This is a genomic window from Brevibacillus sp. FSL K6-0770 (assembly GCF_038000275.1).
Lineage (GTDB): Bacteria > Bacillota > Bacilli > Brevibacillales > Brevibacillaceae > Brevibacillus > Brevibacillus parabrevis.
Genome location: NZ_JBBOBQ010000001.1, coordinates 1,436,747 through 1,461,309, shown reverse-complemented (window position 1 = coordinate 1,461,309; position 24,563 = coordinate 1,436,747). Strand labels below are relative to the sequence as shown.

Genomic DNA, 24,563 nt, shown 5'->3' with positions numbered 1-24,563 from the left:
GGACTGTCTTCTTTTATCGTCTACTTTTTGTCCTACTTATTTTTAGTGGATACTCCTCTGATTTCTAAATAGGAACCTAAAAACCACGCCATAAAGCCCAGAATGCACCAATAAAGAACAGCCCAAAATTCAAAGTCCCAAATATACAACCAGAATGCGAATACTATTTCGCACACAATGATTCCGAATGCATTGCCATGCTCTCTCAAATGTTTGTACGACTCTATATAATCTTTAATTTGATCATCCTTCTGTTCCTCAGATAAGCTTTCTTTATTTAGGTGGGTTTCGCCCGTCGTTACTCTCATTTTAAGAACGCTTGATTTTCTTGCTATATCCTCATTATTCGTTCTGAATTTGCTTAATTTCTCATAAAACTCCTGAATGAGACGAGAACTAAATAATAGTAAGAGAATTAATCCTACAATGATACTTATTGCAATGAGGTGCTTGTTATTTCTCCAATGATCCGCGTATTTCCCGTCCATTAACATAGGAGTAAATATCCAAGAAATGTACGACAAGAAACCTACAAAAAATACTATTCCTACGTATTTTGTCCATGATTTTGGAGGATAAAAAAATATTAATGACCTAATTCCATGCAAAATCAAAATCAGCATACTGGAAAAATACATATACAAAAATCCGGAGACTGCCAAAATAATCGCAGCCAAGATGGGAAAACCTGTCTCTGTTATCTCTATGTTTTCATTTTTCGCATCAATCAAATGATTACTCCCTATGGTTTTTAAAAGACTGTTCGCATCATCAACGCCCAGACCATAAGTCGTACTAAACAACAAGCTTTTCACATCATCTTTTATACTTTGACAGCCAGCAACATCGCACTCTGCACATAGAAAATCTGATTTGGGATAAAAAGCTTTCGTTATCAGCCCATCATAATTAATCACCAAATAAAACAAAATCACAATCCCAAAAATCGTGCCCAGCAAGTAGCGCACCAAATAAAACTCCCAAAACCGCGTCCCTCCCATGCTCCCCTCCATACTCTTTTTTCCATTTTCCATTCCGCTACACTCAACAATCATGCAAATTACCAAATATTGTACCATACTCCCAGGACTTTTGATCCAAAAAAAGAACCCCTAGTCAACCATCTGGGGGTTCCGCACTCTATTAACCTTGCTGCCTCGTCGGCGCCAGCGCTATTTCTCGGATGTTGACACTTTGCGGCTGGCTGAAGGCGAAGTAGATCGTCTCCGCTACTGTTCTTGGATCGAGGCCGCCTTCAATCGACTGTTTCCAATCGGTGTAATTCTCCTTGATCGTCTCATCGGTCGTGTAGCTCAACAGTTCCGTCTCGACAACGCCGGGGGCGATCGTCATGACGCGGACGTTGTGCTTCGCCACTTCTTCCCGCACGTTTTCGCTGATGGAATGAACGGCGAACTTCGTGCCCACGTAAGCCGCATGGTCCGCGAACGTCTTTTTGCCCGCAATCGAGCTGATGTTGATGATCGTTCCTGTCTTGCGCTCGATCATGGATGGAAGCACGGCCTGCATGCCGTTCAACACGCCGATGACATTGACCGCGTACATGTCCTTCCATTCACTGCTGTCCTGGGAACTGATATCGCCCAGGAGCATCCGTCCTGCATTGTTGACGATCGCCTCTACCGGACCAAATCGTGCCTCTGCATCGGCAATCGCCTGCTTCAACGCTGGCTCGTCAGTCACGTCAACCTGCGCCTTGATGATATTGTCTCCCTGAAATTCCTCCAGCCGCTCTACCCGTCTTGCGATCAAAAGCACGTTGAATCCTTTTTCAATAAACAAAGCAGCGGTCGCTTTGCCGATCCCGGAAGAAGCCCCGGTTACTGCTACAAATCCCGTTTTCATTCCTGTCTCCCTCTCTCCCTATCGTTTCGTGTTTCATGGTAAAGTGAGTATAAAAGGAATGCCCGCGCTTCGCTAGTAAGCACTTTGAAGTGAGCTAGTAACCTTGAGGTAAGAAAGGACGCAGCCATGACGAAGAAAAAGTACCTGAACGAATTTGACGCCACCCTGCAAATCATCCAGGGTAAGTGGAAAGTCATGATTCTTTACGAGCTGTATGAAAACTCTCCCAGACGCTTCGGGGAGCTGCACCGCTACATCCGGGATATTTCGCCCAAAACATTGACCAATCAATTAAGAGAGCTGGAAGAAGACGGCCTGGTAATTCGAACCGTCTACCCCGAAGTTCCGCCCCGCGTCGAATACGCGCTGACTGCAAAAGGACTCTCGCTCATCCCGCTTTTGGAAATGATTTGCGACTGGGGAATTGCGCACGTCGATCACGGGCAAATGGAGCGTCTGCTCTGCGACGAAACAGAAGAGAAATGACGCAGGGCGCTCTCGCTGCTACCTTTAGCCCTTTCTGGAATGCTGCAAAATTCCGCCAAGGACGGCAGCCCAATCGCCATACGGAAGCTCGTGCCCTGTCCCTTCCAGCGTCAGCAGCACAGCTCCGGGAATCGCCTGAGCAAGCGCCACTCCATGCGGATACGGAATGATCGGGTCCTCTGTGCCATGAATGACCAAAGTAGGCACCGCGATTTCTTCCGTCCGGGCCAAATAAGCTTCGCAGCCTGTGATCAGGGCATGATTGTTGATGTTTGCCATCTTGCGGCTTCTTTTAAATTCCGCCGCTGCCAACTCTCGCGTGCGCTTCTCATCCAGCGGATACTTGGAGCCGACGAGCACTTCGCACCTTGCAATGCAAAACGCAATCACCGCCTGCTCATTCGCCCAGTCGACCTCTTGCGCATTGCTGAAAAATTGTATCACCTTGTCCTCCATCGGGGGCAAATCAGGAGCGAAATTGGACGTTGCCAGCAAACTGATCGCCTGCACCCTCTCCGGGTTTCGCAAAGCGATCATCTGGGTAATAATCCCTCCCATCGACATGCCGACGATGTGCGCCCGCTCGATTTTGTAAGCGTCCAGGATGCAGATCGCATCGTCCGCCATGTCCTCGAACGTATACCCCGGATTGCCAAGCTCAAAAGTCGTGGAGCGCCCGACATCGCGATTGTCGTAGCGAATGACAAACCGGCCTGCATCCGCCAGCCGCTGGCAAAACTCTTCCTCCCACCAAACCAGTGACGCCTGAGCCCCCATAATCAGCAAAATAGCCGGATCAGCGGGGTTCCCAAAGCTCTCCGTGCAAATCTCCGCGTTCTTCACCTTCACCATTTGTTGAGTCATTCGTACATCTCCCTTCAAAGTCCGTGTTATCATTAGCTCGCTTGGCTGCTACGAGAACCAGGCAATATCGCTCGCTGCCTCTGCCAAGCTTGCACAGTTGTTTCGCTTCGCTCATCACATTTTGCCAACAAAAAAACACAGGCTGGTTGCCTGTGCTTGTGTAATCGAAACATACAAAGAAAAAGAACCGCGCAAAAAACACCCTGCTTTCCGCGCACGATGACAACAGCCACGAGAAAATGGCCGTTCCGTTCTCTTTTCCATTGTTTGTTGTTTTCCAGGGCAAACAAGTGCCGCATTCACCTGCTTTTCACGCGTTTTCACACGCTTACGCACTTGCGCCCTGCAAACAGGTTACCTGAATGGCAAACCATTTTTCGATTACCGTATGCACACAACATAGCCTTTTTGTGCTATTCAAAATCATTGTGCCAGGAATCCAATCGAAAAATTAATTTGCCACACGTAACCCTCCGTTCCATTCAAGTGCCTACAGCTTATCATGCGCTGCTTTTGACTGTCAATAACTGGTGCTCGCCCAGCGATTGGCTTCCTTAGCTCGTTCCTTTTCAGCTACGCAGTAACTCTCCAATCGCTTCGTTCTTTGTTGCCCATCCAACAGCCCATTCCTTCGCGTGCTACGCGGTAATTCTCCAGCCGCTCGTTCTTTGCTGCAGCTCCCACAGCCGCGCGTAAAGCCCGCCTTTTTCCAGCAGCTCCTGGTGACGCCCCTGCTCCACGACTTTGCCCTCTTCCAGCACGATGATATTGTCCGCATTCACGACTGTTTTCAGCCGATGAGCGATCATGATGACCGTGCGCCCTTTGACCAGACGGCCGATCGCCTGCTGCATGACCGCTTCATTTTCCGGATCGAGAGAAGAAGTCGCTTCGTCCAGCAACAGCACAGGCGCATTTTTCAAAATCGCCCGCGCAATCGAGATGCGCTGCTTCTCCCCGCCAGACAGGGTAGAACCGCCCTCTCCGACCATCGTGTCGTAGCCGTCCGGCAGCTTCATGATGAAATCGTGACAGCACGCTTCCTTGGCGGCTGCCTCAATCTCCTCTTGCGTCGCATCTTCTCGGCCATAACGTATATTGTTGCGGATCGTGTCCTGAAACAAATATACATCCTGAAAAACCATGGAGATTTTTTTCAACAGCTTCTCCGGGTCCAGCTCGCGCTCATCTTTGCCGCCGAACAGCACTCGTCCGCCGAGCGGGTCGTAAAACCGCGCCGCCAGCCGCAGCATGGTACTTTTCCCGCTGCCGGATGGCCCGACAATCGCCGTCAACGTGCCTTCTCTCATTTCGACAGAAACTTTGTCGAGCACAAGCGTATCGTCATAGCCGAAGCTGACCTCCTCGAACCAGATGTCGTGCCCGTGCGGCGCATCCTGTTCTCCTTGCATGATCGGCTGGGCAAGCAGGTTGACGATGCGCTCGCCTGCCATCGCATCGTATTTGAATGAAGGCAAGCGCATGATCGCGACGGAAAGCGGGTCGAAAATACGCGCTCCTACGAGCAGAAACATCGCGAACAAAGGAACGGTCATTTCCCCGCCGAGTACGCGATACACGCCAACAATCGTCACGAGCGACACGCCCGACTGCATGAACGCCATCGCCACGAGAAAAAACGGGCCGAGCACCCCTTCGATGCGGATGCTTTCCTTCATGAACTGATAAAACGATCGCTCCAGCCGGGTAAAGTTGTCCGTGCGCAAATTGTACGCTTTGATGACCTTCATCCCGTACAAGTATTCTTGCAGACAGTTGGCGAGTGTGACTTTTGCCTGGGAATGGCTCGTGCCAAGCTGTCGCTCCAGCCTGGAGACTCCCCACAAAATCAGGATCGTGACAGGAAAGCCGGCCAACATCGCCAACGCCATGCGCCAATCCCAAAACAGCAAGCCAAAAAACGCGAGGAACGGAATCAGTATCCCGCTGACCAGTTGCGGCAACACCGAAGTGCTCGCATTTTCAATTTGAGTAAAATCGTTCATGATGGTGTGGCCCAGCTCGCCAGCATCCTTGCGCATGAGAAAGCCAAGCGGCAGCTTGCGCAAATGCTCGGCCAAGTTCGTCCGTCCGGCGGCAGACGCTTCATAGGCGCCGCGATAAATGGCGCGATACGCCTTCTGCTCGCAGAAATACACCACGCCGAGAAACACAACCATACCAGCCGCTGCGAGCCACAAACCTGTCGTGTCAAGCACGGCCTGCTCCCCCGCGTAATAGGCGTACACGAGACTGACAGCCCAAGCCAGACAGCCAAAAGGCAGCATGTTCGCCAGATTGGCAAGCACAGCCCAGATAATCGGCTTCGCCATTTTTTCCGGGTGGCCGGCCGTAATGTTATACAACATGTTGCGCATCAGCCGAACACCTCCTTCTCTTGCCTGAGATCGACTGTCCAATCCGTCGAACTCGTGTAGGCCACCCACATGTTTTTGTACAGCCCGCCTCTGGCCAAAAGCTCTCTGTGCGTACCTCTGTCCGCGATCGTTCCGTCCCGCAGCACGATGATCTGGTCCGCCTCGCAGATGGTCGTCAACCGATGGGCGATAATCAGTACAGTCTTGCCCTTGATCAGTTCCCCCAAGGCGAGCTGCATCTCGTACTCGTTCTCAGGATCAGCGTAAGCCGTCGCTTCATCGAGAATTAAAATCGGCGCGTTTTTCAAAATCGCCCGGGCAACCGACACACGCTGCGCCTCTCCACCCGACAGATGCACGCCGCCCTCGCCGATCAGCGTGTCGTAGCCTTTTGGCAACCGCTCGATAAACGTGTGGCATTGCGCAGCCTTGGCCGCCCGGTATACGTCCTCTCGCGTCGCAGACGGCCTTCCCGCCAAAATGTTGTTGTACAGCGTATCGGAAAACAGGAACGTATCCTGGAATACAAAGGACATCGCATCCATCAGCTCGCCAGTTTTCATCGCACGGATGTCCACCCCGCCAACGGAAATCGTCCCCTTTTGCACATCCCAAAACCGCGGAATCAACTGGGCAATCGTCGATTTTCCAGAGCCGGACGGGCCGACCAGCGCCGTAATTTTTCCTTGCTGTGCCACGAAGCTGATGTCTCTCAGCACTTCGTTGCCCCCCTGCTCGTTATAGGAGAAGGAGACATGTTGAAACGCGATGTCATAGCCCGTCGGCTTGTGTCCGTTGTCCGGTTCCGGGATCGGCTGCTCTTTCAGCATGTCGTCAATACGGTTGACTCCCTCCGCGATCGTCGTCATGGCCGAAGCGAAGCTGTTCAGCTTGAAAATCGGCGTAGAAATCCCTGGCGCCAGCACGAGAAACAGCATCAGTGTGGCGGCGAAAGCGACATGATCCGGGTCTTTGCTGAGAAAATACACCCCGACCGGAAAGAAAAAAGTCGCAAGAGACAGCAAGATGACCTTGAAAGAGACGTAGCCCCGTTCAAAATTGTCCGTATAGCGCAGACTGAAATCGCGATAATGCAGCATGTCTTGATAAAACTTGCGAAATGAATGCACAGTTTGGCCGAATACTTTGATCGCCGGCATCCCGCGGACGTACTGCACAGAAGAGGTGCTGATCGATTCCAGCGCGTCAAAATACTCCTTCAGCCCCGCCTTTGCCTTTTTGCCAGCCATCATCGAAAACTGGGCGGCAAATCCGAGCACCATCGGGATGATGCAGGCCAGAGCCAGCCAAACGTCGAGCGAGAACATCGCCACGATGATCACGACTAGCATGACTGCCGTATTGATCAAATCGGGAAGCTGATGGGCAATAAACAGCTCAATTCGCTCCACGTCCAGCTCCACCACTTTTTTAATTTTTCCCGTCGCATTTTTATTGAAGTAGCCGAGCGGCAAAGAGCCGATATGATCAGCCAGCTTGACCCGGATGCCGTACAAAATACGAAAAGCGGCAATGTGCGAGCACATCCCGCCAACGTACATGAACAAATAGCCGAGGAGCAGTCCAACCACGCCCCATACCGCCCATGTGATGACATACGCGGCGTCGACAGCGGCAATGTCATCCGCATGGCGCAAAAGCTCAGCCAAAACGCAGTAAATCGACAAGTACGGGACGAGCAGCAAAAAGACGCTCACGGTAGACAAAACGGCCGAGCAAACCATCAGCGTCTTTTTCTCGCCTGCCAGTTCCATAAGCCGGGCCAGTCCTTTTTTGGGCTTACGTTTCAACGGTTCTCACTCCTTGTTCTGTGAAAATCGTCTCCTCATCATGAGCCGCTTTCAACTCCACAACCTGGTCGCTTGCCAGTCCGGACAAAATCTTGTCGTGTGTGATAATCACGACGGTCTTTCCTGCCCGGGCCAGCTGCTTGACCCACGCTGCGACTTTGAGGACACCGTCACCGTCCAGCCCGCTCGTCGGTTCGTCCAAAATAATCCACTCGGCATCCGAGCAGTAGGCGGCAGCCATCGTCACCCGCTGCTTTTCTCCCCCTGACAAGGAAGCCGGATGACGGTCGCGCAGTCCTTCAATGCCGAACGCTGCCATCGCTTCATAGGCCCGCTTGCGCAAGTTCTCGTCCAGCGCTCTGCCCATGACAATCTCGTTGCCCACACTGTCCGAATACAGCTGGTAGTCTGCGTCTTGCATGACCAAGTAGCTGGCCGAGCGCCGCTTGCTGGCGGAATAACGGGCAGAACCGTAGAAGACCGCTCCGCTTCGCTCGCGCAACAGCCCGCACAACACTTTGCACAGGGTCGTCTTCCCCGATCCGTTTTCACCCGTCAAGGCCGTCACTGTGCCCTTCGGAAGCGTGACGTTCAGATTCGAGATCCCATCTCCTTTTTTCCGGTAGGAATACGACAGCTCCCGGGCTTCCAGCGCCATTTCCGCCGTGCGTACGGTCTCCCTGTGCTCCTGCTCCCCCATCCGAATCATATCGGGATGGCGCAAACCGTACGGGCGAACCGCTTCCATCGGCAGTTCGGCAAACTCGTCCCGCGACCACCTCCGGGCGATTTGGCCTTGATTCATGCAGACAAACGAGTCCGCGACAGGCAAAAACGGATTCAGCCGATGCTCGCAAATGAGCAAAGTCGTGCCGTTGTCCTTGAGTCTCCCCAAAATCTCGATCAGATTTCGCGTAGAGGATTGATCCAGATTGGCTGTAGGCTCGTCTAGCAAAAGCAGCGGCGGGTTCAGGACAGATGCCGCCGCGATCGCGACACGCTGCTTTTGCCCGCTGGACAGCTTGTGCAGCGAGCGGTCGAGCAAATGATCTACCCCGAGTTGTTTCGCCACACTTTCAACCCGCTCGATAATTTCTCCCGGGTCCATCCCGATGTTCTCCGCCGAAAACGCCAGCTCATCCCGCACCTTTTCCATAAAAAACTGGCTGCGCGGGTCCTGAAATACGACACCCATCAGCATCGTTCTCTCCTGCGGCAAAAGCTCGGCCGGACTTTTCCCGCCCACACTCACCGTACCGCTGAGCGTCCCTGGATAAAAGCCGGGAGCCAGCCCGTTGACCAGCCGCATCATCGTGCTCTTGCCGCTGCCGGAGCGCCCGCACAACACGACGCACTGTCCGGCTTTGACAGACAAATTGATCTGTTTGACTCCCGACTCGCTGCCGGGCTCTCCGTCATCACTTGCATAATGGAAGGTGACATCGCGCAATTCGATCATCGAATAATCCCTCCCCCGTAAATCGCTGTTCCTGCGATGATATAAATGAGCAAAGCCACTGCGTCCACCGATTTGAAATGATACGGATAGATAGATGTCCTGCTGCACTTGCTCTCGATCCCGCGCAGCTCAGCCGATGAAGCCAGCTCGGCTGACAGTTTCAGGCAACGCACGACCAGCGGCATGAAATAGCACTCGTAAGCCATAGCCGGATGAAGCAGCGCGCTGTACCAGTGCGGGAAAATGCCCCGAGCGCGAATCCCGTCCCGAATCGCCTGCATTTCCATGATGACAACCGGGAAAAAGCGGAGCAAAACGCAAATCATTACCGTGATCGGCCGGGGCACAGCCATTCTCTCCAGCACGCACATCAGACTGCCAGGAGGCGAGTACATCAGCGTCGCCCCGATCATGACCAGCGGCATCATTCTGGCAAAAGAATAGAAAACGAGCTTCATCGTGCCCAGCATCTGCGGCATGATATACGCAATAACCAGCGACATCACATAAACGAGAATAAATGGCATGACCTTTCTGGACAGGTGATTTAAGACCAAGTACACTACACTTAAAGCAACCATCATATGTACTTGCCATTCTTCCTTGATCAAAATGGTCAGGATCGTTGCCAGCAAAAGCACCGACAAGTGTGTCTTTGGACCCGGTTTTCTCATGCCAGCTTCGCCTTTTTCACATGCTTCTTGAACAACACGTTTCCGATCAGGCACCCAAGCAGCCCGCCCGCTGCTGAAATCGCTAACATCGTAATCGCCATGCTCGGCGTACTGTAGTAATAGAGCATCTTATCCATAGCGGCTTTGGAATAGCTCTTGGACAAAGTGGCAATATACGCATCGCGGAAGAAAATGAGCGGAACGATGGCGCAGAGCGAATAGCCTACGTAAAACAGGGCGTAGGCAATGGCGTTGCGGACAGGATTTTTATAGCCGTCCTTGCCCCACAAAACCAGTTCGCCCACGATTCCCATGCAGGCCAATACGAGCAAAAAATACGCGTAGCCATAGGCGATAAAATACAAGCCTGTAATGACGGAAGTGAAGAACAGGACACCTCTTTTGTTGATTTTGTTGGACATGACAACGTAAAGCGGCGCATTGAGCAAAGCCGTAATCCCGCCAACCACCAGATACGAGGCGAAGGTAAAGATCGGGCAAATCGTCATAATAATGAGCATGACTACGTTAAAAATAGCGAGTGTGATAAAGTCCCGCAAAGTCCATCTGTTTTGCAGGGGTGAGACGGCGGCTTCCATGATAAATCCTCCTTTTGTTCATACTCTGAGATGATAGGACTGTAAATGAGATCAATTTTCATTTGCAGTAACTTGGTTCCATTTTATTTTTTTCCAACTCGGGGGGTCAATGAGCTAACGGCAGGTGTGTCTTTTCATGGCATCATTTCGTCTGATCAAAGCATTGGGAGGTGAGTAGAAATGAAGGATCTTGTAGCTGACATGCACGTGCCTTGCCTGGCAAAATGCGGTTTTTTCCGCGATGACAGCCCATCTCCTTACAGTCAGGCGGGAACGTGCTTCTCCATCTCGCCGGAAAAAGGCTCCGGGCATTACTGGACGTATTCCCGCGAGAATCTGTTTTCCATCTCCATCCTCGACTTCGTTTTTTACGAGGATTTGTACCTGGAATTTGAGCAGCCGAAATATATGAGCCTGAACTACTACGACTCCGTGGCGGGAGAAGAGCTGCATCCGCCGAAGCGTCTCTCCTCCGGATACATCCGGGTGCATTTTGGCTGCAATAACGTGTATCGGGCGCGATATGAGAAAAATGTGCCGATTCGTTCCACTGGGTTTGAGATTACGCCGGAGTATTACGAAGATTATTTGCAGACCAAATACCCCGATGAGTACACAGACCTTCGTTCCGCTTTTGTCAGCGTGGACGGCCTGACTCATTTCCCCGAGCTTGTCTTTTTGCTCAGGCAAATCAGACAATTTCGCGGTACGGGAATTGCCGCGCGACTGTACTACGAGAGCAAGGTTGCCGAAGCGGTTTCCCTGATCGTCGAACGGGCCAAACAGCAAAAAAAGGCTCATCCGAGCAAGTTTGTGTCCAGAGAGGATTTGGATAGTCTTCAAGCTGTGACTGCGTATATGGATGAACATTTTGCCGGAGAACTTCACCTGGAGCATCTCGCCCGCATTGCCTGCATGGGTACGACAAAGCTCAAGTACACGTTCAAGCTCGTCTATAAGTGCACGATTACCGAATACATTCAAAACAAGCGAATGAGCCATGCGGAACAACTGCTCAGCACGACTGACTTGCCGATCAGCCAGATCGCCCAGATCGTCGGCTATCACAATTCGAGCCGTTTTTCCGAGCTGTTCCGCAAGATGACTGGTCTTTTGCCCAACGAATACAGAAGACATTGCGCCACCCCTCTGCTTGGCGTAGCAAAAAAATAAGCTGTGGCCGCTTCTGTGACGGCTACAGCTTATTTTTTCAGCAAACGTGCGTCTTCAGTTGCTCGATCACGCTTTCCCAATGTTCCTTCATCTGCTCGCGCATGTCGGCATCCGCCAAGTTTTCCTGATGAAAGCTGACGGTAGTTTTCCCGTTTTTGGCGGAAATCAAGCGGATTTGCAGCGTCGAGAACTTTTCCCAATCGCTTTTTTTCCACCTTAGGCGAAGCTGCTGATAAGGCTTGACGATTTTGAACTATCCGGATATTCCTTGCTGCGATTCAAAAGCTGCTTCTGCTGCAAGCGACAGCGGCGGCAGGTCGCCCAGCCAAAGCTTCGTTCCCTCCGGAGAGGTCAGAAAAAGCCAGATTGGCTCCGCCTCTACGGGAAGCGTTCTCCTCACGCCGATCTGAAACCCGGCAGCAGCGGTTTGCCCCACCACCTTAGGGATGGCAGCGGACTGCTTTTTGTTCATCTGTACTTCCCCCTATCCGTTCGAAATGTGCATGCTAATGCTCACAAACTTGTCTTTCTAGCATACTTTCATTTTTTGGAAATATCAATCAATCCACAGAGGAAAACAAGTTGCGTACCCGCTCATCCCGCAGCCAAAGCCCGCCCCAGGCCAAAATGGCCAGGTAGACAGCAAACAGCGTGTGCGTCAAAAGCGGCGCATCTACGCGAACTTGTGTAGCGATGACGCCACCGAAGTAGCCTGTCAGCAAAATCGCTCCCAACACTGCAGTTCGCGGCAAAGCGTACAAAACAGTAGAGATAATCGCCAAAATGCCCAAGAGCGCAATATGGTGCTGCGCAAATCCGAGTACCAGTGTGCCTTCGACGACAGGAGCGGGTTGGATCAGCTTGAACACACCGTCAAACAGCATGAAGAGGATGACCAGCCAGCTCATGATCCGCGCTACCCACAGTCGCGTTCGGGAAATTGTTTTCGCCATGTTTTCTAACCGCCTCTCTTTATTTGCCAAAATCCTTTTGTTAAAAGAAGCGTATCATAAACCGCTCAACAACGTTTCTTCTCGTTTGCTATGTTCAGCGTCACGGCTTGTGGACCGCATGCCGCTCCTCTCACTCTCCTGCCAAAACATCGAGACGTTTTTCACAGAAAAAAGCAGTCCGTGCAAAAGGCTGCTGCCTCGCTGCTCGAACTGCCTGCGTTCTTCTGTTATTTTGCTGTGCCGCTTACTTCAGCCGCTCCACCTGATAGCCTTTTTCCTTCAGTTGGTCAAGCACCATGCCTTTCAGCGCGTAGTGGGCAGAGCCTACGACGACAAAGGAAGTGTGCTCGCCTTCCTGTTCCAGCAACTGGGCCAGCTTGTTCGCCATGTTTTTGTCCCGTTCACCAACGAGGCGCTGGTTCAATCCTCCGGCATCGAATTGTCCTTCCACGCTCAAAACGCGAGTCATGCCTTCCAGATCGCCTTGCACCCACTTCGTCTGCATGTCTTGCAACACCTGATAGCTTGCTGCCGGCTCTTTTCCGGAAAGCAAGCTGTCCAGAATGACGTTCAATTCCTTTTCCTGCTGCTCTGCGGATACGCCCGAGAGCAAATCGGCTTGCAGCTTGATGCCTTCCAGCTCGTGGATCGGCTTTTGCTCAAGCATCGCTTTGGCCAGGAAATAGCGGTCGATCCCTGTCAGCATCGCCAGCTCTCCTTCCTCCGGGCTTCCGGTATAGCCTACCGTTACCAGGGAAAGACCAACGGCAAACGGCTTGTAGCCATCGAACGCATTTTCAGGCAATTTCATGCTTGCCAGCGCCTTTTGCAGCTTGCTGTATGTGGCGGCTGACACGTGATCCTGGAGTGTCGTTCCGTCGCTGTAAATCATTTTCTCCAGCATGTAATTCATGTCGCCAGCAAGGATATCCGCCTCGACCCACAGATCGTCTGACGCTTCATAAGCGTCGCGGATTGTTTTTTGCATCGGGTACATGTCGGTTGTGCCCATATGAATCGAGCCGAGCAAATAGAGCGTATTTTGGCCTTTGGTCACTTTCCACAACAAGCCTTTGGCTCCGCCGCCCGCCAAATCATTGGCGAACTCGACCACCCGGCTGGCCATGACCGCAGCCTGCTCTACTGTTGCTGGCTGATCCAGCTCCAAACCTGCGCTCGTCCCTTTGACAAGTCCATGTTTGCGCATGTACTCCAACGGAGCGAGTGCAGTCACATCGGCTCCCTTTCCGGCTGGCCACTCATAGTTTGCCAGCAGCTTGTGCAAGGAAACGGCTACTGCTTCGCGCGTCGCCACACGGTTGTCTGACCAGGACAAAGCTGCTTTTTTCTTCAAGCCAAGCTGATCGAGCTTCTTCTCTGTCGCTTTCAGCAAATCCGCAAACTTATCGGCAGGAATCGGTTGAAGGAACGATTCGTCTTTGTACCAGGCTAACGGAAAAATTCCGTATTTCTCGCCTTCATTCAATGTCGAAATGGACCATTCACTGAGAACAGGAACCTGAACAGGCTCTGCGGCTTTCAGCGGGTATACGTGGCCGAGCAAAATCGTCAGGCCAAGCACTCCCGCCCCTGCCCATCTGCCAAGCTTCTTCCAGTGGTTGTTTCTTTGCATTTTCAAGATCTCCTCTCATGCTGTCTGCAACTTGCCTGCATGCTTCTAGTAAACAATGGTAGATTATACCACAGTTGAAAATGGTAGGTAAACGTCAAAAAGTCTGCCTGCTCCCTGTGGCAGCCGCCAGTCTGATCGCATCCAGAAGCCGATGCAGGTGGAGTGCCTCAAAAAAATCGGGAACGGTGAACGTCCCTGTCTGAATGTCCTTGGCAAAAGCTTCATGGGCACTAGCCACATATTGCCTGACTGCTTCGCCTTCTGCCGCATCTTTTGCAACCGAGACGAAGTGGTCCGGATTGCTTGCTGCAACACGGCTTGCAGAAGAGTAGGCTGTCATGTGCGCTTCCAGGTTGCCGAACTGTACATGCCCCACCGAATTGTGCTGCACGATGCGAATGACTCCCAGCTCTCCCTGAATTTCCAGCTCAAAGGCGGGATACGTGCCTGCCTGGATATGAACGAATGCCGAAGCCCCGCTTTTCAGCACTCCTTGCACCATGATCTGATCTGCTGTGTCTTTTGCAATGATTTCATTCGTCGTAAGCACAGTCGCAGTAGAAAAATTCCGGTTCATCATCGCGGACAGCTCACGAAAATCGCCAAGCAAGTAGCACAGGGCATCCAGGGAATGGCCGCCGTTGATCGCAAGCAATGTCGCACCGTGTTTTTCGCTCAGCAAATACGCCCCTTGCTGATCGGTGACTCCGCCTTTTCCTTGCGTGGAAACGCGCATGTGACAAGACAAGATACGGCCAATCTCGCCTCGCTCCAGACGCTGCTTCACTTGCCGCAGCACAGGTGACTGTCTCGCCTGAAGCCCTGCTGCGTGATGAACGCCTGCCTGTCTTGCCAGACCAGCCAACTGTTCTGCTTCGCTTGTCGTGACAGCTAGAGGCCACTCGCAGTACACATGCTTCCCTGCAAGGATGGCGCTGCGGACTGCATCGTAATGATCAGGAACCTTGACGCTTACAACTACCAGCTCCACAGCTGACGAGCCGCTTACGGCGCGGTGGTCTGTCGCAGCGAGCGTAGCCCCGGTCACTTCCGCGCTCTTTCGCGCACTCGCTTCGTTTGTCGTGGCGATTGCGGTGATGCGGTGTCGCTCACTTTGCAAAAGCACAGGAATATGCGTCTTGCTTGCCCACTGATTGTTCAACGACCCGCCGATAATCCCGGTGCGAATTTGCTTTGTATCCATGTCTTTCCCTCCTGCTTCACGCGTGCAATTCTTTTTTGTGAAAAGTATACTAATCCAAAGACATCTCGAATAATGTTAACTTTTGATTGCTCTATCACTTTTTTTGATGGAAGGAGTTGAAAACATGGATATGGATACGATCCGGGCGTTCGTGACAGTTGCCGAGTTGAAGAGCCTGTCCGCCGCTGCCTTTCGCATGAACCATCTGCAATCCAACATGACGGCGAAAATCAAAAAAATCGAAGCTCATTACGCACAGCAACTGTTCATTCGCAGTTCCAAAGGCATGGAGCTGACGGTGGAAGGCAAGCGGCTTTACACGCACTACAAGAAGCTCTTGAGCTTGTGGGAAGAAGCCGAACAAGAGATGAAACAGCTTGAACCGAAGCTTCGGCTGGGCACGATGCAATCGGTGATTGGCTCGGAAATTACCGCTACGCTTGCCGGCTTGTATGAAAAATACCCGCAGCTGTCCGTTACTTTACAGACTGGCTCAACTGCCGAAATGGAACAAGCGCTGATGAATGGCACGATCGACCTGGCTTTCACGATTGGCGCATCCAGCAAGACGGAACAGCTGCACTATAAAAAAATCGGCTTGGAGGAAGTCGTCCTGGTTGGAAAAGGAGCCGTGCCAGGCATGTCGCTCAAAAGCATTTTGCCAGGAGCAACGGTACTGATTTTGTCCGAACAATGCCTGTATACATCGCGCATGGCACAACTTTTTTCCGATTTCGGTCTGCCAAAAGCACCCGTGACACAGGTTGCTGTAGTGGAAACTCTGCTACAATTCGCCGCGCTGGGAATGGGCATTACTCTCATGTCCAAACGCATTGTCGAACGGCTCGGTGTGACGAACTATTTGGAGCTGCCTGCCGAGCAGCGTTTTCTCGATAAATATGTGGTTACCAGGCAAGGCTATGAGCTTTCTCCGCTGGAAAAGCAATTTATAGAAGCCAGCCACTTTTTATAGTCCGACCTGGTTTTCTCCGCTTTTTTCCTGCTTCTTGTCCCGGTTCGAGGTACTGGGACAGCGCTGAAAAAAAACACACAGCTTTGCCCCTGCTGTGCGTTCCCGATCCGCTCTTTATTTTCCCTCGACAAATGTAATCTTCTTCATGAGCAGCCTGATGCCTTTTGGCAAAAAATAAGCGACTGGAAAAGCCAGTGAAAACGCCATCGGCCACGCCTTGAGCCAGCGTGCGAGCAGCATGGAGTCGAAGCCGAAATTAACCAGCATCATGAAAAACGACAAAAGACAGGACATGCCCAAAGCCATCAGAAAAGTAAAAAGAATGTGTTCGTATTTTTTGTTGATTTTCACAAGCATCACCCTCGTTGTAATTTCCTGTTATTTCCTATTATAAGGTACCTATTTTGCGCAATAGTTACCTCGTTAACTATGGTAGATTAAAGCATAATGGCGAAGTCGTCAATCGCGTAAGTGTCGGCTGAAAAAAAAGAAAAAACCCTTGGCAATCAAGGGTTTTTAGACATGTCTTCGCTATTGTTCTTTCATCCGGCTGGCTACCGCTTCCGCCAGTTCGGTTGTCAACTGGGGAACGTGCGATTTCAGGATGGAATTTACCATCGGCGCCTTCAAGCCTTTGGCTGTAATATCGAGAAAGCCGGTCATTTTCGTACACTTCTCGCCCAATTCCTGTGCCTTGAAGTAGCCTTCGCCCGTGAAATTCTCGTTGATTCCGGCCAGCATGAATTTGACTTCGGTCGGCTCGTTCCATTCCGTAATATCTACCTGCAAGCTGATCTCCTTTTTCAAGATGCCGATGTCTCCGGTAAAGCTCCAGGTCACGCGGCGCTCGTTAATGACTTCGTGGCTGATGTAGCCCGGAACTAGCACTACCCAATGATCCAATACACGGACAAACTCCCAAACCGTTCGGATTGGCAGCGGCACTTCGATATCGTGGATGCCTTGAGGCATGGCTTTTCATCCCTTTCCCCGTATGATTTCTCTGTCTCGTAATATGTATGGTTTGTTTTGACAGGATATATCGGGAAAATGTGGCGAAGCGTTTGCCCATGCCAGGCCATTTTACATGAGCTGCTTCCGGTCCGGCTTGCCCAACTCGGTGTACGGCAGCTGCTCGACAAAAACGATTTCTTTGGGCATCTGATATCTGGCTACTTTTTGCCGCAGCCATTGCTGCAATTGTGTCTCAGTCAGTCCGGCATGACTCGCGAGCTGGACGAACGCCTTCAACCTTTGCCCAAACGCTTCATCCGGGATGCCGATCACAGTCGCGTCTTCGATGGCCGGATGCTCCACAAGCACTCGCGCAAGCTCGACTGGATACACATTTTCGCCAGCGGACACCACCATGTCGTCTGTTCGCCCGCACAAGTAGTAATAGCCCGCTGCATCCCGATAACCGACGTCGCCTGTCTCGATCCAAGCCTGTCGCTTGAAAAACAGCGAGCCGCCCGCCTTCACGCACAGCTGGCCGATTTCGCCTGCCTTGCATGGACGCTGATCGGAGTTTCGCACATTTCGCACATGCAAACGGACACCCGGGATTTTTTGCCCGATCGTGTGCGCACGATGCCGGAGGTCGCCGGGCGTGGCGATCACACATAGCCCCGCTTCCGTTGTCCCGTATAAATTGTACAGACAGTCGCCCAATTCGGCGGACACCTCGGCTACGAGTCCGGTGGCAAGCGGCGCTCCGCCTGATGCGATGCAAACAAGAGACTGCAACGCTGTCGGATCGTGATGCAGCATTTTTCTGAGCATCAACGGGACAACGGATACGACCTCTACTTTGTGTCTGGCAATCAGCTCACACGCTTTGGCGGCAGCGAAGCCGGGAGTGATCACTGTTTTTTTGCCCAAAGCGACAAACAACAGCAAGATAGCCAAACCGTATCCATGGTAGATCGGCGTCGCAATATAGGCTGTATTCAGCCGAAGCAGCCCAAGCTGGCTGAGCAGAGCCAAAAACGGCGGCAAATAATGAAACAGCGACGGCTTGTGCGGCACTTTTTTCGCACGCCCCGTCGTTCCGCCTGTCAGGAGCATGATCTTGCCCGCAGAACTGCGCGCTGGTACTGGCACTGACGCCAGCTCTTCGTCCGACCAGTCCGAGCATTCTCCCAGCAACTGGTTGATCGCGGGAAGATGCTCGTGATAGCTGTACAGACTCGCTCCCGCGTATCCCGCCTGCTCGATGGTCGCCGTCTGCTTTTCGTCGTGGATAAGCAGGTCCAGCTCCACTTCGTCGAACAACTGCCTGAGCTGTCCCGCACTCATTTCGGGATTGAGCAAATATACATCGCAGCCCGTACCGGACGCCGCGAAAATGGCTCGCACCAACGCGATGTGGTTTTGGCATAAAAAGCCGACCTGTTTGCTTTTCGCAAGACCGTATTTTTCCTTGAACACCCAAGAGAGCCGCAGAGAGTCTGTCCAAAGCTGCTGAAAGCAAACCGTTTCCCGCTCGTCGACCAATGCGACCTTTTGAGCGTGGGTGCTTTGCGCGAGCTTCAGCAGCGTCATCAGGTTCGTTCCGCATCGGAACAAGGCGGCGAGCAGCCTGCCGATGCCTGCTGGCGTCAAAAGCTTCATTTTGGCAAGCACAGCGAGCAAATACATCAGGCGCATCGTCATTCCCCCCTTTTGCGTAGCCAGCGAGGAAGCAATCGCTCCCATAGCCCTCTGCCAAACAAGGAAGCCAGCTCGCCCCCCAAAAGCCACCACGGGCGGATCGTGGTCCGTTTCGTGTACAGCGATTTGGCGATGAGCCTCGCAGCGTGCTCTGCGCTCATGGCAGGCATGCTCCGATAGGCAGTCGTGGGCAAAATCATCGGCGTTCTCACCAGCGGCAAGTAAATCGATGTCGTGGCAATCCCCTTCGCGCTCCACTCCGGCGCGGCCGAGCGAAACCAGGTGTCGAACGCGGCTTTCGAAGCTTGATACGCCGCCCAGTAAGGCAACGGGAGCAACGATGTGTTGATCGTGGAGACGTTTACGATCTGCCCTTTGTTTCGGGCGAGCTGCTCAGTAAGCGACAACAAGATTTTAACCGGAGCAAAATAATTGATCGCCATCGTCCGGGTAAAATCGTGATAGCGCTCCAGAGAGTCCATGATCGGTCGCCGGATGGACAAGCCTGCATTGCTGACCACGATGTCGATCCCGCCAGACTGCTCGTGCAAAAACGCAAGAAATGCCTCCAACTGAGCCGGATCGCGAAGATCGGCCCCGCACACACTGACTCTCGCCCCGTCTCGCTCGATTTCAGCTTTGATCCGGCGCAGCTTTTCCTCTCTTCTCGCCACCAGCAGCAAGTGCACTTGGCAGCGCCCCAGCACATATGCCAGCTGCTCCCCGATTCCCGAGCTGGCCCCGGTAATGAGAATCGTCTTGCCCGCAACAGCCGCCGCGAGCTTGCCCTCATCCAGAGCCGTTGGCCAAAACAGCATGTTTTCCCACAACGTATAGGCAGGCATCCGCATCGTCCTTTTTTCTGTGAAAAACGTCTCGCCGTTTTTCATGAAATGGGATGTGACCGCTTGCGGTCAACAAAACGGTCATGTTCGTTTTGGTTAGTCGTCCATTCTCCTTTATTTTCCTCGACCTAGCCCGCAGAAACAAGAATGAGATAAATTCTCAACTGTGATATTGGTCACAAGGCATCGCTCTGCACATGTTTTATACTGGGCTCGTAATCAATCAACTACCTGCTCCCATTAAAACGCGTGAAAGGTTGTGAAAGTGCGCCTCAGTGCGATTGCTCTGGCCTTTGCTTCCTTTTCTCATTTTTTTCCGTTCACACAATGTTATAATTGAGAATGATTATTATAATCAATTATAACAATGCGAGAAAAGGAGTGCATTCCTATGCTGTCTACTGGCCCGATCTCCTCCGTTTTGCGTTGCTTTCATTTGTTTCGCAATTTGTCCGAGCATGAGTTGAAAGCTGTTGCGGCTACGTGCAAATCCGGTGAATTTGCAAGAGGCGACTACCTTTTCTATCAATCGGAAGAAATCTTGCAAGTGTACTTCGTCATTTCCGGCCGAGTCCGTCTGTTCAGCACGAGTGAAGATGGAAAAGAACAAACTTTCCTGCTTGCCGATCAGGGCGACATGTTCCCTCACCTCGGATTTTTTCGCACAGACAGCTATCCGCACCACGCCGTCGCGCTGGATGACGTCCATTGCCTCGTCATTCCCGTGCGCACTTTCGAACAGCTGCTGCTCGCTCATCCCGCCATCAGCTTCAAAATCATGCAAGTGCTGGCGGACAAAATTATCGACCTTCAGCAGCGTCTGGAAGACAAGACGTTTTATCCGGTGGAAAGCCAGCTCGTGTCTTTGTTGCTGCGCCTGAGCGAGACACACGCAGCCAGGCTCGACGCAGAATGGCTCCGCTTTTCCACCACTTTTACCAATAGCGAGCTGGCCGGGATGCTCGGCACGACGCGAGAGACGGTCAACCGCACGATCCAGAAGCTGAAAAAGCAGCAAGCGGTCGTGATGGCCCAGGGCGGCAGCATGCACATTCACCTGGAAAAGCTGAGAAGCTTGCTTCCTGACACGCCTGTTGTACCGATCGATCCCCAAAAAGACCATTTTATCCGCACTCACGCCCAGGCATGCTGCGTCAGAGGCTGCCATGAGGTGTGAACGTGCGATCATAAGAAAGGATGTTTGACATGACCGAAAAAGCAAGCCGCAAGCCTACTCACCTGTTTCTCGCTTCCCTTGGGAAAACCCGGCTGCGTCCGGGCGGAAAAGAAGCGACCGAGCGCATTTTGCAAGCATGCCGCCTCACCGCCGATACGAAAGTGCTGGAAGTAGCGCCAAACATGGGCACGACCGCCATTCAGATCGCCAAGGAGTACGGTTGCCAGGTGACCGGAATTGATATTCACCAGCCGAGCGTCGAGCGGGCGCAGGAAAACATTCGCCAGCACGGACTGGAAGAGCGCGTCCAGATTGCATACGGCAATGCATTGGAGCTGCCTTTTGCCGCTGAAACGTTTGACGTGGTGATCAATGAAGCGATGCTCAGCATGCTGCCGCTGGAACAGAAAAAGCAGGCGATCGCGGAATATTTCCGCGTCTTGAAGCCGGGCGGCAGACTGGCGACCCACGATTTGCTGCTGTGCAAGGACCCGGAAACGCCGGAAGTGCAGGAGCGCCTGGCTGCTTTGCGCCAACTGCTCGCGGTCAATGCCCAGCCGATGACCGAAGCGAACTGGCGCGGTTTGTTCGAACAGGCTGCCTTCCGCCAAGTCGATTGCCAGACAGGAAAAATGTCGCTTCTGTCGCTGAAAGGCTTGCTCACAGACGAAGGCTGGGAAGGCACGATCCAACTTTTGACCAACGCGTGCAAAAACCCGGCGGATCAAGCCCATTTGTTTGAACTGATTCGTACATTCGATGCCAACGACGACCTGTACGGACACATCACCTTTACGGTCGTGAAATAACAAAGTCAGGAGGCGAGCCGATGGAAGCCTTGCTGGAATTTGCCTCCGTCACGAAGTCGTTCAACGGGACGACTGTACTCGCTGGCTTTTCCTTCTCTCTCGCGGCGGGAGAGGTCGTCGCCATCCTCGGCCCTTCCGGCTGCGGCAAAACAACGATTCTCAACATGGCAGCCGGATTGATCAGGCAGACTTCCGGAACGGTGACCGTCCGCACGGAACAGCTCGGCTATGTCTTTCAGGAGCCGCGGCTGATTCCGTGGAAAACGGTCACGGACAACATTCGTTTTGTGCTCGGCCGCATGGACCAAGACACGATGAACGAAAAAGTGACGACGGTGTTGCAAAAAGTCGGGCTGTTCCATGCCCGCGACTACTATCCGAAGCAGCTCTCCGGCGGGATGAAGCAACGTGTATCCATCGCACGCGCGCTGGTCACAGACCCGAAAATGATGCTGATGGACGAGCCTTTTTCCGCGCTCGATCTCGCCCTCAAGCGCGAGCTGCAACAAGATGTCATCCGTTTGATCGAGGAACGCCGCATCGGAATGGTCTATGTGACACACGATCCGGAAGAAGCGGCCCGCCTGGCTGACCGCGTCCTGTTGTTCAGCAAAAGCAACAACCTTGCAGCGGCAACAGTCATCCGGGAATACCCCCTCCCCGGACAAAGAGCAGGCAGGAGCGAGGAACAAATTCAACAAATCAAAGCCGTGCTGCACCAGCACCTGACAGGAGGATAGACAAGTGTCACGCACATCCAAAACCAGCTACGTCATGATGTCCCTGATTGTCGCCATCACCAGCGCCCTGATCGGCTGCTCCGCTCAAACGAATCAGGCTACCACCTCAAGCCAACAATCAGCCGCCGAGCAACCAGCTGCGACTGCGCAAGAAGTGCAAAAACGCGAGCATTTGACCATTCAGGCACCAGTGGGAATCTCGCTCTCTTCTCCCATCTATAAAATGATCGAGGACAAATCGCTCAGCCCGTTCGCCGAAAACGTTGAGTACAAGCCGTGGAAAACACCGGATGAGCTGCGCGCCCGAATCAGTAGCGGCCAGGCCGAAGTATCCGCCGTACCTACTTATGTCGGCGCCAATCTGTACAACCGGGGAATGGATGTCAAGCTGATCAACACGCTGATCTGGGGCATCCTCTATATGATCGGCCCCGACGGTGAGGCAGTCAGTTGGGACAGCCTGCGCGGGCAGACCGTTCACGTTCCGTTTAAAGGCGATATGCCCGATCTCGTCTTCCGCTACTTGCTGAAAAAAAACAATCTCGATCCGACTAAAGATGTCAAAATCGAATACGTCAGCGCGCCGCAGGAGCTGGTCGGCTTGCTCGTCGCAGGCAAGGCGAAGTACGCCATCTTGCCGGAGCATATGGCGACCATGTCTGTGATGCAAGGCAACAAGGCAGGCAAAAAACTGGGCAAAGTCATGAGCTTGCAAGCCGAATGGGCGAAAGCGACAGGCAAATCGCCGCGCATCCCGCAAGCTGGTATCCTCGTCTCAGGCGAACTGATCGCCAAGCATCCTGAACTGGTGGCGGAACTGCAAAAACAGTTTGAGCAATCCGTCCAGTTCCTGAACGAAAAGCCAAAAGACGCTGCCGCGATGATCGCGAAATACCAGGACGGGCTGACCCCGCCAATCATTGAAAATGTCATTCCTTCCCTGAACTTGCAGTTCGTCTCGGCCAAGGACGCCAAGGAAGAACTGGAATTTTTCTTCACCGAGCTCTCCACTCTGTCCCCGGAGATTATTGGGGGGAAATTGCCGGATGCAGGATTCTACTACGCTCCGTAATCGCCGCCTGCTCGTACAGGGCGTGACAATCCTGATCCTGCTCGCCATTTGGCAAGGCTTATCGATGTCCTTGCCCTCTATCCTGTTCGCTTCACCACTGGACACCGCAGCCGCTTTCGTTCGGATGGTCGAGAGCGGGGAGTTCACCGAGCAGTTGCTCCAGTCCGCTTCCCGCATGTTTACCGGACTTTTTAGCGGAATGATAGTCGCGATTTGCTGCGGGCTTGTCGCAGGACGTTCTCCCGTCCTGTACGATGCGATGCGTCCGGTTCAGTCGATGCTCATGGGGATTCCGCCGATCATCGTCGTCGTCCTGGCGATGGTCTGGTTCGGCACAGGCTCGATGGTTCCCGTGTTTGTCGTCTCTGTGCTCGTTTTCCCCGGCATTTACTTGAATACGGCGGACGGCTGGCGCAATATCGACCGCCAGCTGCTGGAAATGGCGGCGATCTACAAAAGCACTCCGTGGCACACGTTGAGACACATCATTTTGCCCGGACTTGCCGTGCCGATTTTCACTGCGATCTCGCTTGCGACTGGCTCTGCCGTCCGCATCACGATCATGGCAGAGCTGCTCGGCGCAGATGCGGGAATCGGCTATTCGCTCGCCTTTGCCAGAGTCAACATCGATACGGCAAAAGTGTTCGCCTGGACACTCGTCAGTATTTTCATCATCATCCTGCTGGACCATCTTGTCATATCTCCGCTGCGGAAATTTATTCTGCGCTGGAACCGTGAGGAGTGATCATTTATGCAAACGTTCGACCTGAAAAACTATCTGGAGTCCGCGCCCAAGCATATTGGCGCGTTGATGGGCTTTGAACGCACCAAAGTGCTGCAACTGCAATTGCGTGCCGGCAGCTTTATCCCGGAACACGACACAGACGCCGACGTGTTGATTCTCGTGCAAAAAGGCAAAGCGGTCTTTGACTTTTCCGGGAAGCAGATCGAGCTTGATCCACAGTCGCTTTTGTACATGCTGCCAGCGGAGAAGCACAGTGTGCGCGCTTTGGATGAAGACGTGGAAATGGTCGTCATCCGCATCGAGCGTGCGTAAGTGCACACATTCGGTTGCCACAAGTGAACAGTGAAAAAGCCAGTATCGTTAGAGTTTGACCGAGCGATACTGGCTTTTCGCGTTGACAAGAAAAAACTGCCAGAACGAGAAACCGATGCTATCTTCAAACGTATCTCT

26 protein-coding genes are annotated in these 24,563 nt (G+C 52.7%); 9 read left to right on the top strand and 17 right to left on the bottom strand.

The features are described 5' to 3' along the window. Positions 1–32: 32 nt before the first annotated feature. A complete protein-coding gene (locus NST23_RS07270; RefSeq protein WP_173596123.1) occupies positions 33–1,001 on the bottom strand; it encodes a hypothetical protein in 969 nt (322 codons plus the stop codon). A 142-nt stretch (positions 1,002–1,143) separates the two neighbouring features. Then, positions 1,144–1,866: an SDR family oxidoreductase gene (locus NST23_RS07265; RefSeq protein WP_340963427.1), complete on the bottom strand. Its 723-nt coding sequence runs from the start codon at positions 1,864–1,866 to the stop codon at positions 1,144–1,146. A gap of 126 nt (positions 1,867–1,992) precedes the next feature. Here NST23_RS07265 and NST23_RS07260 point away from each other — a divergent pair, with 126 nt between their 5' ends. Next, the gene (locus tag NST23_RS07260; RefSeq protein WP_340963424.1) at positions 1,993–2,352 is read left to right on the top strand and encodes a winged helix-turn-helix transcriptional regulator; all 360 of its coding nucleotides are present in this window, start codon (positions 1,993–1,995) and stop codon (positions 2,350–2,352) included. A gap of 24 nt (positions 2,353–2,376) precedes the next feature. Here NST23_RS07260 and NST23_RS07255 read toward each other — a convergent pair whose 3' ends face one another. From NST23_RS07255 to NST23_RS07230, 6 genes are all read right to left on the bottom strand, one after another. Continuing rightward, complete coding sequence (locus NST23_RS07255; protein ID WP_340963423.1) at positions 2,377–3,216, bottom strand: alpha/beta fold hydrolase; 840 nt, start codon at positions 3,214–3,216, stop codon at positions 2,377–2,379. A 638-nt stretch (positions 3,217–3,854) separates the two neighbouring features. Next, positions 3,855–5,594 carry an ABC transporter ATP-binding protein gene (locus NST23_RS07250; protein WP_340963420.1) on the bottom strand — a complete coding sequence of 580 codons (1,740 nt, stop codon included), beginning with the start codon at positions 5,592–5,594 and terminating at the stop codon, positions 3,855–3,857. Continuing rightward, positions 5,594–7,405, bottom strand: a complete 1,812-nt coding sequence (locus NST23_RS07245) for an ABC transporter ATP-binding protein (protein ID WP_173596119.1) — start codon at positions 7,403–7,405, stop codon at positions 5,594–5,596. Before NST23_RS07245 ends, NST23_RS07250 begins: the two co-directional genes overlap by 1 nt. After that, positions 7,395–8,864 (bottom strand): ABC transporter ATP-binding protein, encoded by a 1,470-nt coding sequence (locus tag NST23_RS07240; protein ID WP_122962980.1) that lies wholly within the window; start codon positions 8,862–8,864, stop codon positions 7,395–7,397. Before NST23_RS07240 ends, NST23_RS07245 begins: the two co-directional genes overlap by 11 nt. Further along, positions 8,861–9,538 carry an energy-coupling factor transporter transmembrane component T gene (locus tag NST23_RS07235; RefSeq protein WP_122962979.1) on the bottom strand — a complete coding sequence of 226 codons (678 nt, stop codon included), beginning with the start codon at positions 9,536–9,538 and terminating at the stop codon, positions 8,861–8,863. The genes NST23_RS07240 and NST23_RS07235 overlap by 4 nt, the downstream gene beginning before the upstream one ends. Beyond that, positions 9,535–10,137, bottom strand: coding sequence for an MptD family putative ECF transporter S component (locus NST23_RS07230; RefSeq protein ID WP_122962978.1), 603 nt, complete (start codon positions 10,135–10,137; stop codon positions 9,535–9,537). Before NST23_RS07230 ends, NST23_RS07235 begins: the two co-directional genes overlap by 4 nt. A 180-nt stretch (positions 10,138–10,317) precedes the next feature. Between NST23_RS07230 and NST23_RS07225 the strand changes: the two genes are divergently transcribed. Then, positions 10,318–11,310: a helix-turn-helix domain-containing protein gene (locus tag NST23_RS07225; protein WP_122962977.1), complete on the top strand. Its 993-nt coding sequence runs from the start codon at positions 10,318–10,320 to the stop codon at positions 11,308–11,310. A gap of 37 nt (positions 11,311–11,347) precedes the next feature. Here the strand turns inward: NST23_RS07225 and NST23_RS07220 are convergent, their stop codons facing one another. From NST23_RS07220 to NST23_RS07200, 5 genes are all read right to left on the bottom strand, one after another. After that, positions 11,348–11,557, bottom strand: a complete 210-nt coding sequence (locus NST23_RS07220) for an SRPBCC domain-containing protein (protein ID WP_340965172.1) — start codon at positions 11,555–11,557, stop codon at positions 11,348–11,350. Between the two features lie 6 nt (positions 11,558–11,563). Further along, positions 11,564–11,782: a hypothetical protein gene (locus NST23_RS07215; protein WP_340963418.1), complete on the bottom strand. Its 219-nt coding sequence runs from the start codon at positions 11,780–11,782 to the stop codon at positions 11,564–11,566. Between the two features lie 88 nt (positions 11,783–11,870). Next, positions 11,871–12,263, bottom strand: a complete 393-nt coding sequence (locus tag NST23_RS07210) for a DoxX family protein (protein ID WP_122962975.1) — start codon at positions 12,261–12,263, stop codon at positions 11,871–11,873. Between the two features lie 244 nt (positions 12,264–12,507). After that, on the bottom strand, positions 12,508–13,896 hold the full coding sequence (locus NST23_RS07205) for a TraB/GumN family protein (protein WP_340963416.1): 1,389 nt from the start codon (positions 13,894–13,896) through the stop codon (positions 12,508–12,510). Positions 13,897–13,990: 94 nt separating this feature from the next. After that, entirely contained in the window at positions 13,991–15,100 is a 1,110-nt protein-coding gene (locus tag NST23_RS07200) for a Gfo/Idh/MocA family protein (RefSeq protein WP_340963414.1), read from the bottom strand. A gap of 124 nt (positions 15,101–15,224) precedes the next feature. Between NST23_RS07200 and NST23_RS07195 the strand changes: the two genes are divergently transcribed. Next, positions 15,225–16,073, top strand: a complete 849-nt coding sequence (locus NST23_RS07195; protein WP_173596113.1) for a LysR family transcriptional regulator — start codon at positions 15,225–15,227, stop codon at positions 16,071–16,073. 114 nt (positions 16,074–16,187) lie between these two features. On the opposite strand, the gene NST23_RS07190 is transcribed toward NST23_RS07195, so the two are convergent. The 4 genes from NST23_RS07190 to NST23_RS07175 all read right to left on the bottom strand — a co-directional run bounded on the left by NST23_RS07190 (position 16,188) and on the right by NST23_RS07175 (position 19,570). Next, entirely contained in the window at positions 16,188–16,430 is a 243-nt protein-coding gene (locus tag NST23_RS07190) for a DUF2798 domain-containing protein (RefSeq protein ID WP_217365623.1), read from the bottom strand. A 174-nt stretch (positions 16,431–16,604) separates the two neighbouring features. Then, positions 16,605–17,045 carry a CoxG family protein gene (locus NST23_RS07185; protein WP_217021902.1) on the bottom strand — a complete coding sequence of 147 codons (441 nt, stop codon included), beginning with the start codon at positions 17,043–17,045 and terminating at the stop codon, positions 16,605–16,607. 111 nt (positions 17,046–17,156) lie between these two features. After that, on the bottom strand, positions 17,157–18,722 hold the full coding sequence (locus tag NST23_RS07180) for an AMP-binding protein (protein ID WP_242772271.1): 1,566 nt from the start codon (positions 18,720–18,722) through the stop codon (positions 17,157–17,159). Positions 18,723–18,724: 2 nt separating this feature from the next. Further along, complete coding sequence (locus NST23_RS07175; RefSeq protein WP_173598420.1) at positions 18,725–19,570, bottom strand: SDR family NAD(P)-dependent oxidoreductase; 846 nt, start codon at positions 19,568–19,570, stop codon at positions 18,725–18,727. A 391-nt stretch (positions 19,571–19,961) separates the two neighbouring features. Between NST23_RS07175 and NST23_RS07170 the strand changes: the two genes are divergently transcribed. Genes NST23_RS07170 through NST23_RS07145 form a run of 6 tightly spaced genes read left to right on the top strand, consistent with a single transcriptional unit; the run spans position 19,962 to position 24,425 of the window. After that, positions 19,962–20,747: a Crp/Fnr family transcriptional regulator gene (locus NST23_RS07170; protein WP_173598421.1), complete on the top strand. Its 786-nt coding sequence runs from the start codon at positions 19,962–19,964 to the stop codon at positions 20,745–20,747. Between the two features lie 29 nt (positions 20,748–20,776). Next, on the top strand, positions 20,777–21,556 hold the full coding sequence (locus tag NST23_RS07165) for a class I SAM-dependent methyltransferase (protein ID WP_122962968.1): 780 nt from the start codon (positions 20,777–20,779) through the stop codon (positions 21,554–21,556). Between the two features lie 20 nt (positions 21,557–21,576). Then, the gene (locus NST23_RS07160) at positions 21,577–22,296 is read left to right on the top strand and encodes an ABC transporter ATP-binding protein (protein WP_122962967.1); all 720 of its coding nucleotides are present in this window, start codon (positions 21,577–21,579) and stop codon (positions 22,294–22,296) included. 4 nt (positions 22,297–22,300) lie between these two features. After that, positions 22,301–23,368: an MqnA/MqnD/SBP family protein gene (locus NST23_RS07155; RefSeq protein ID WP_173596108.1), complete on the top strand. Its 1,068-nt coding sequence runs from the start codon at positions 22,301–22,303 to the stop codon at positions 23,366–23,368. Beyond that, positions 23,343–24,113: an ABC transporter permease gene (locus tag NST23_RS07150; protein WP_122962965.1), complete on the top strand. Its 771-nt coding sequence runs from the start codon at positions 23,343–23,345 to the stop codon at positions 24,111–24,113. The genes NST23_RS07155 and NST23_RS07150 overlap by 26 nt, the downstream gene beginning before the upstream one ends. Before the next feature lie 6 nt (positions 24,114–24,119). Continuing rightward, complete coding sequence (locus NST23_RS07145; RefSeq protein ID WP_122962964.1) at positions 24,120–24,425, top strand: AraC family ligand binding domain-containing protein; 306 nt, start codon at positions 24,120–24,122, stop codon at positions 24,423–24,425. Positions 24,426–24,563 lie beyond the last annotated feature (138 nt).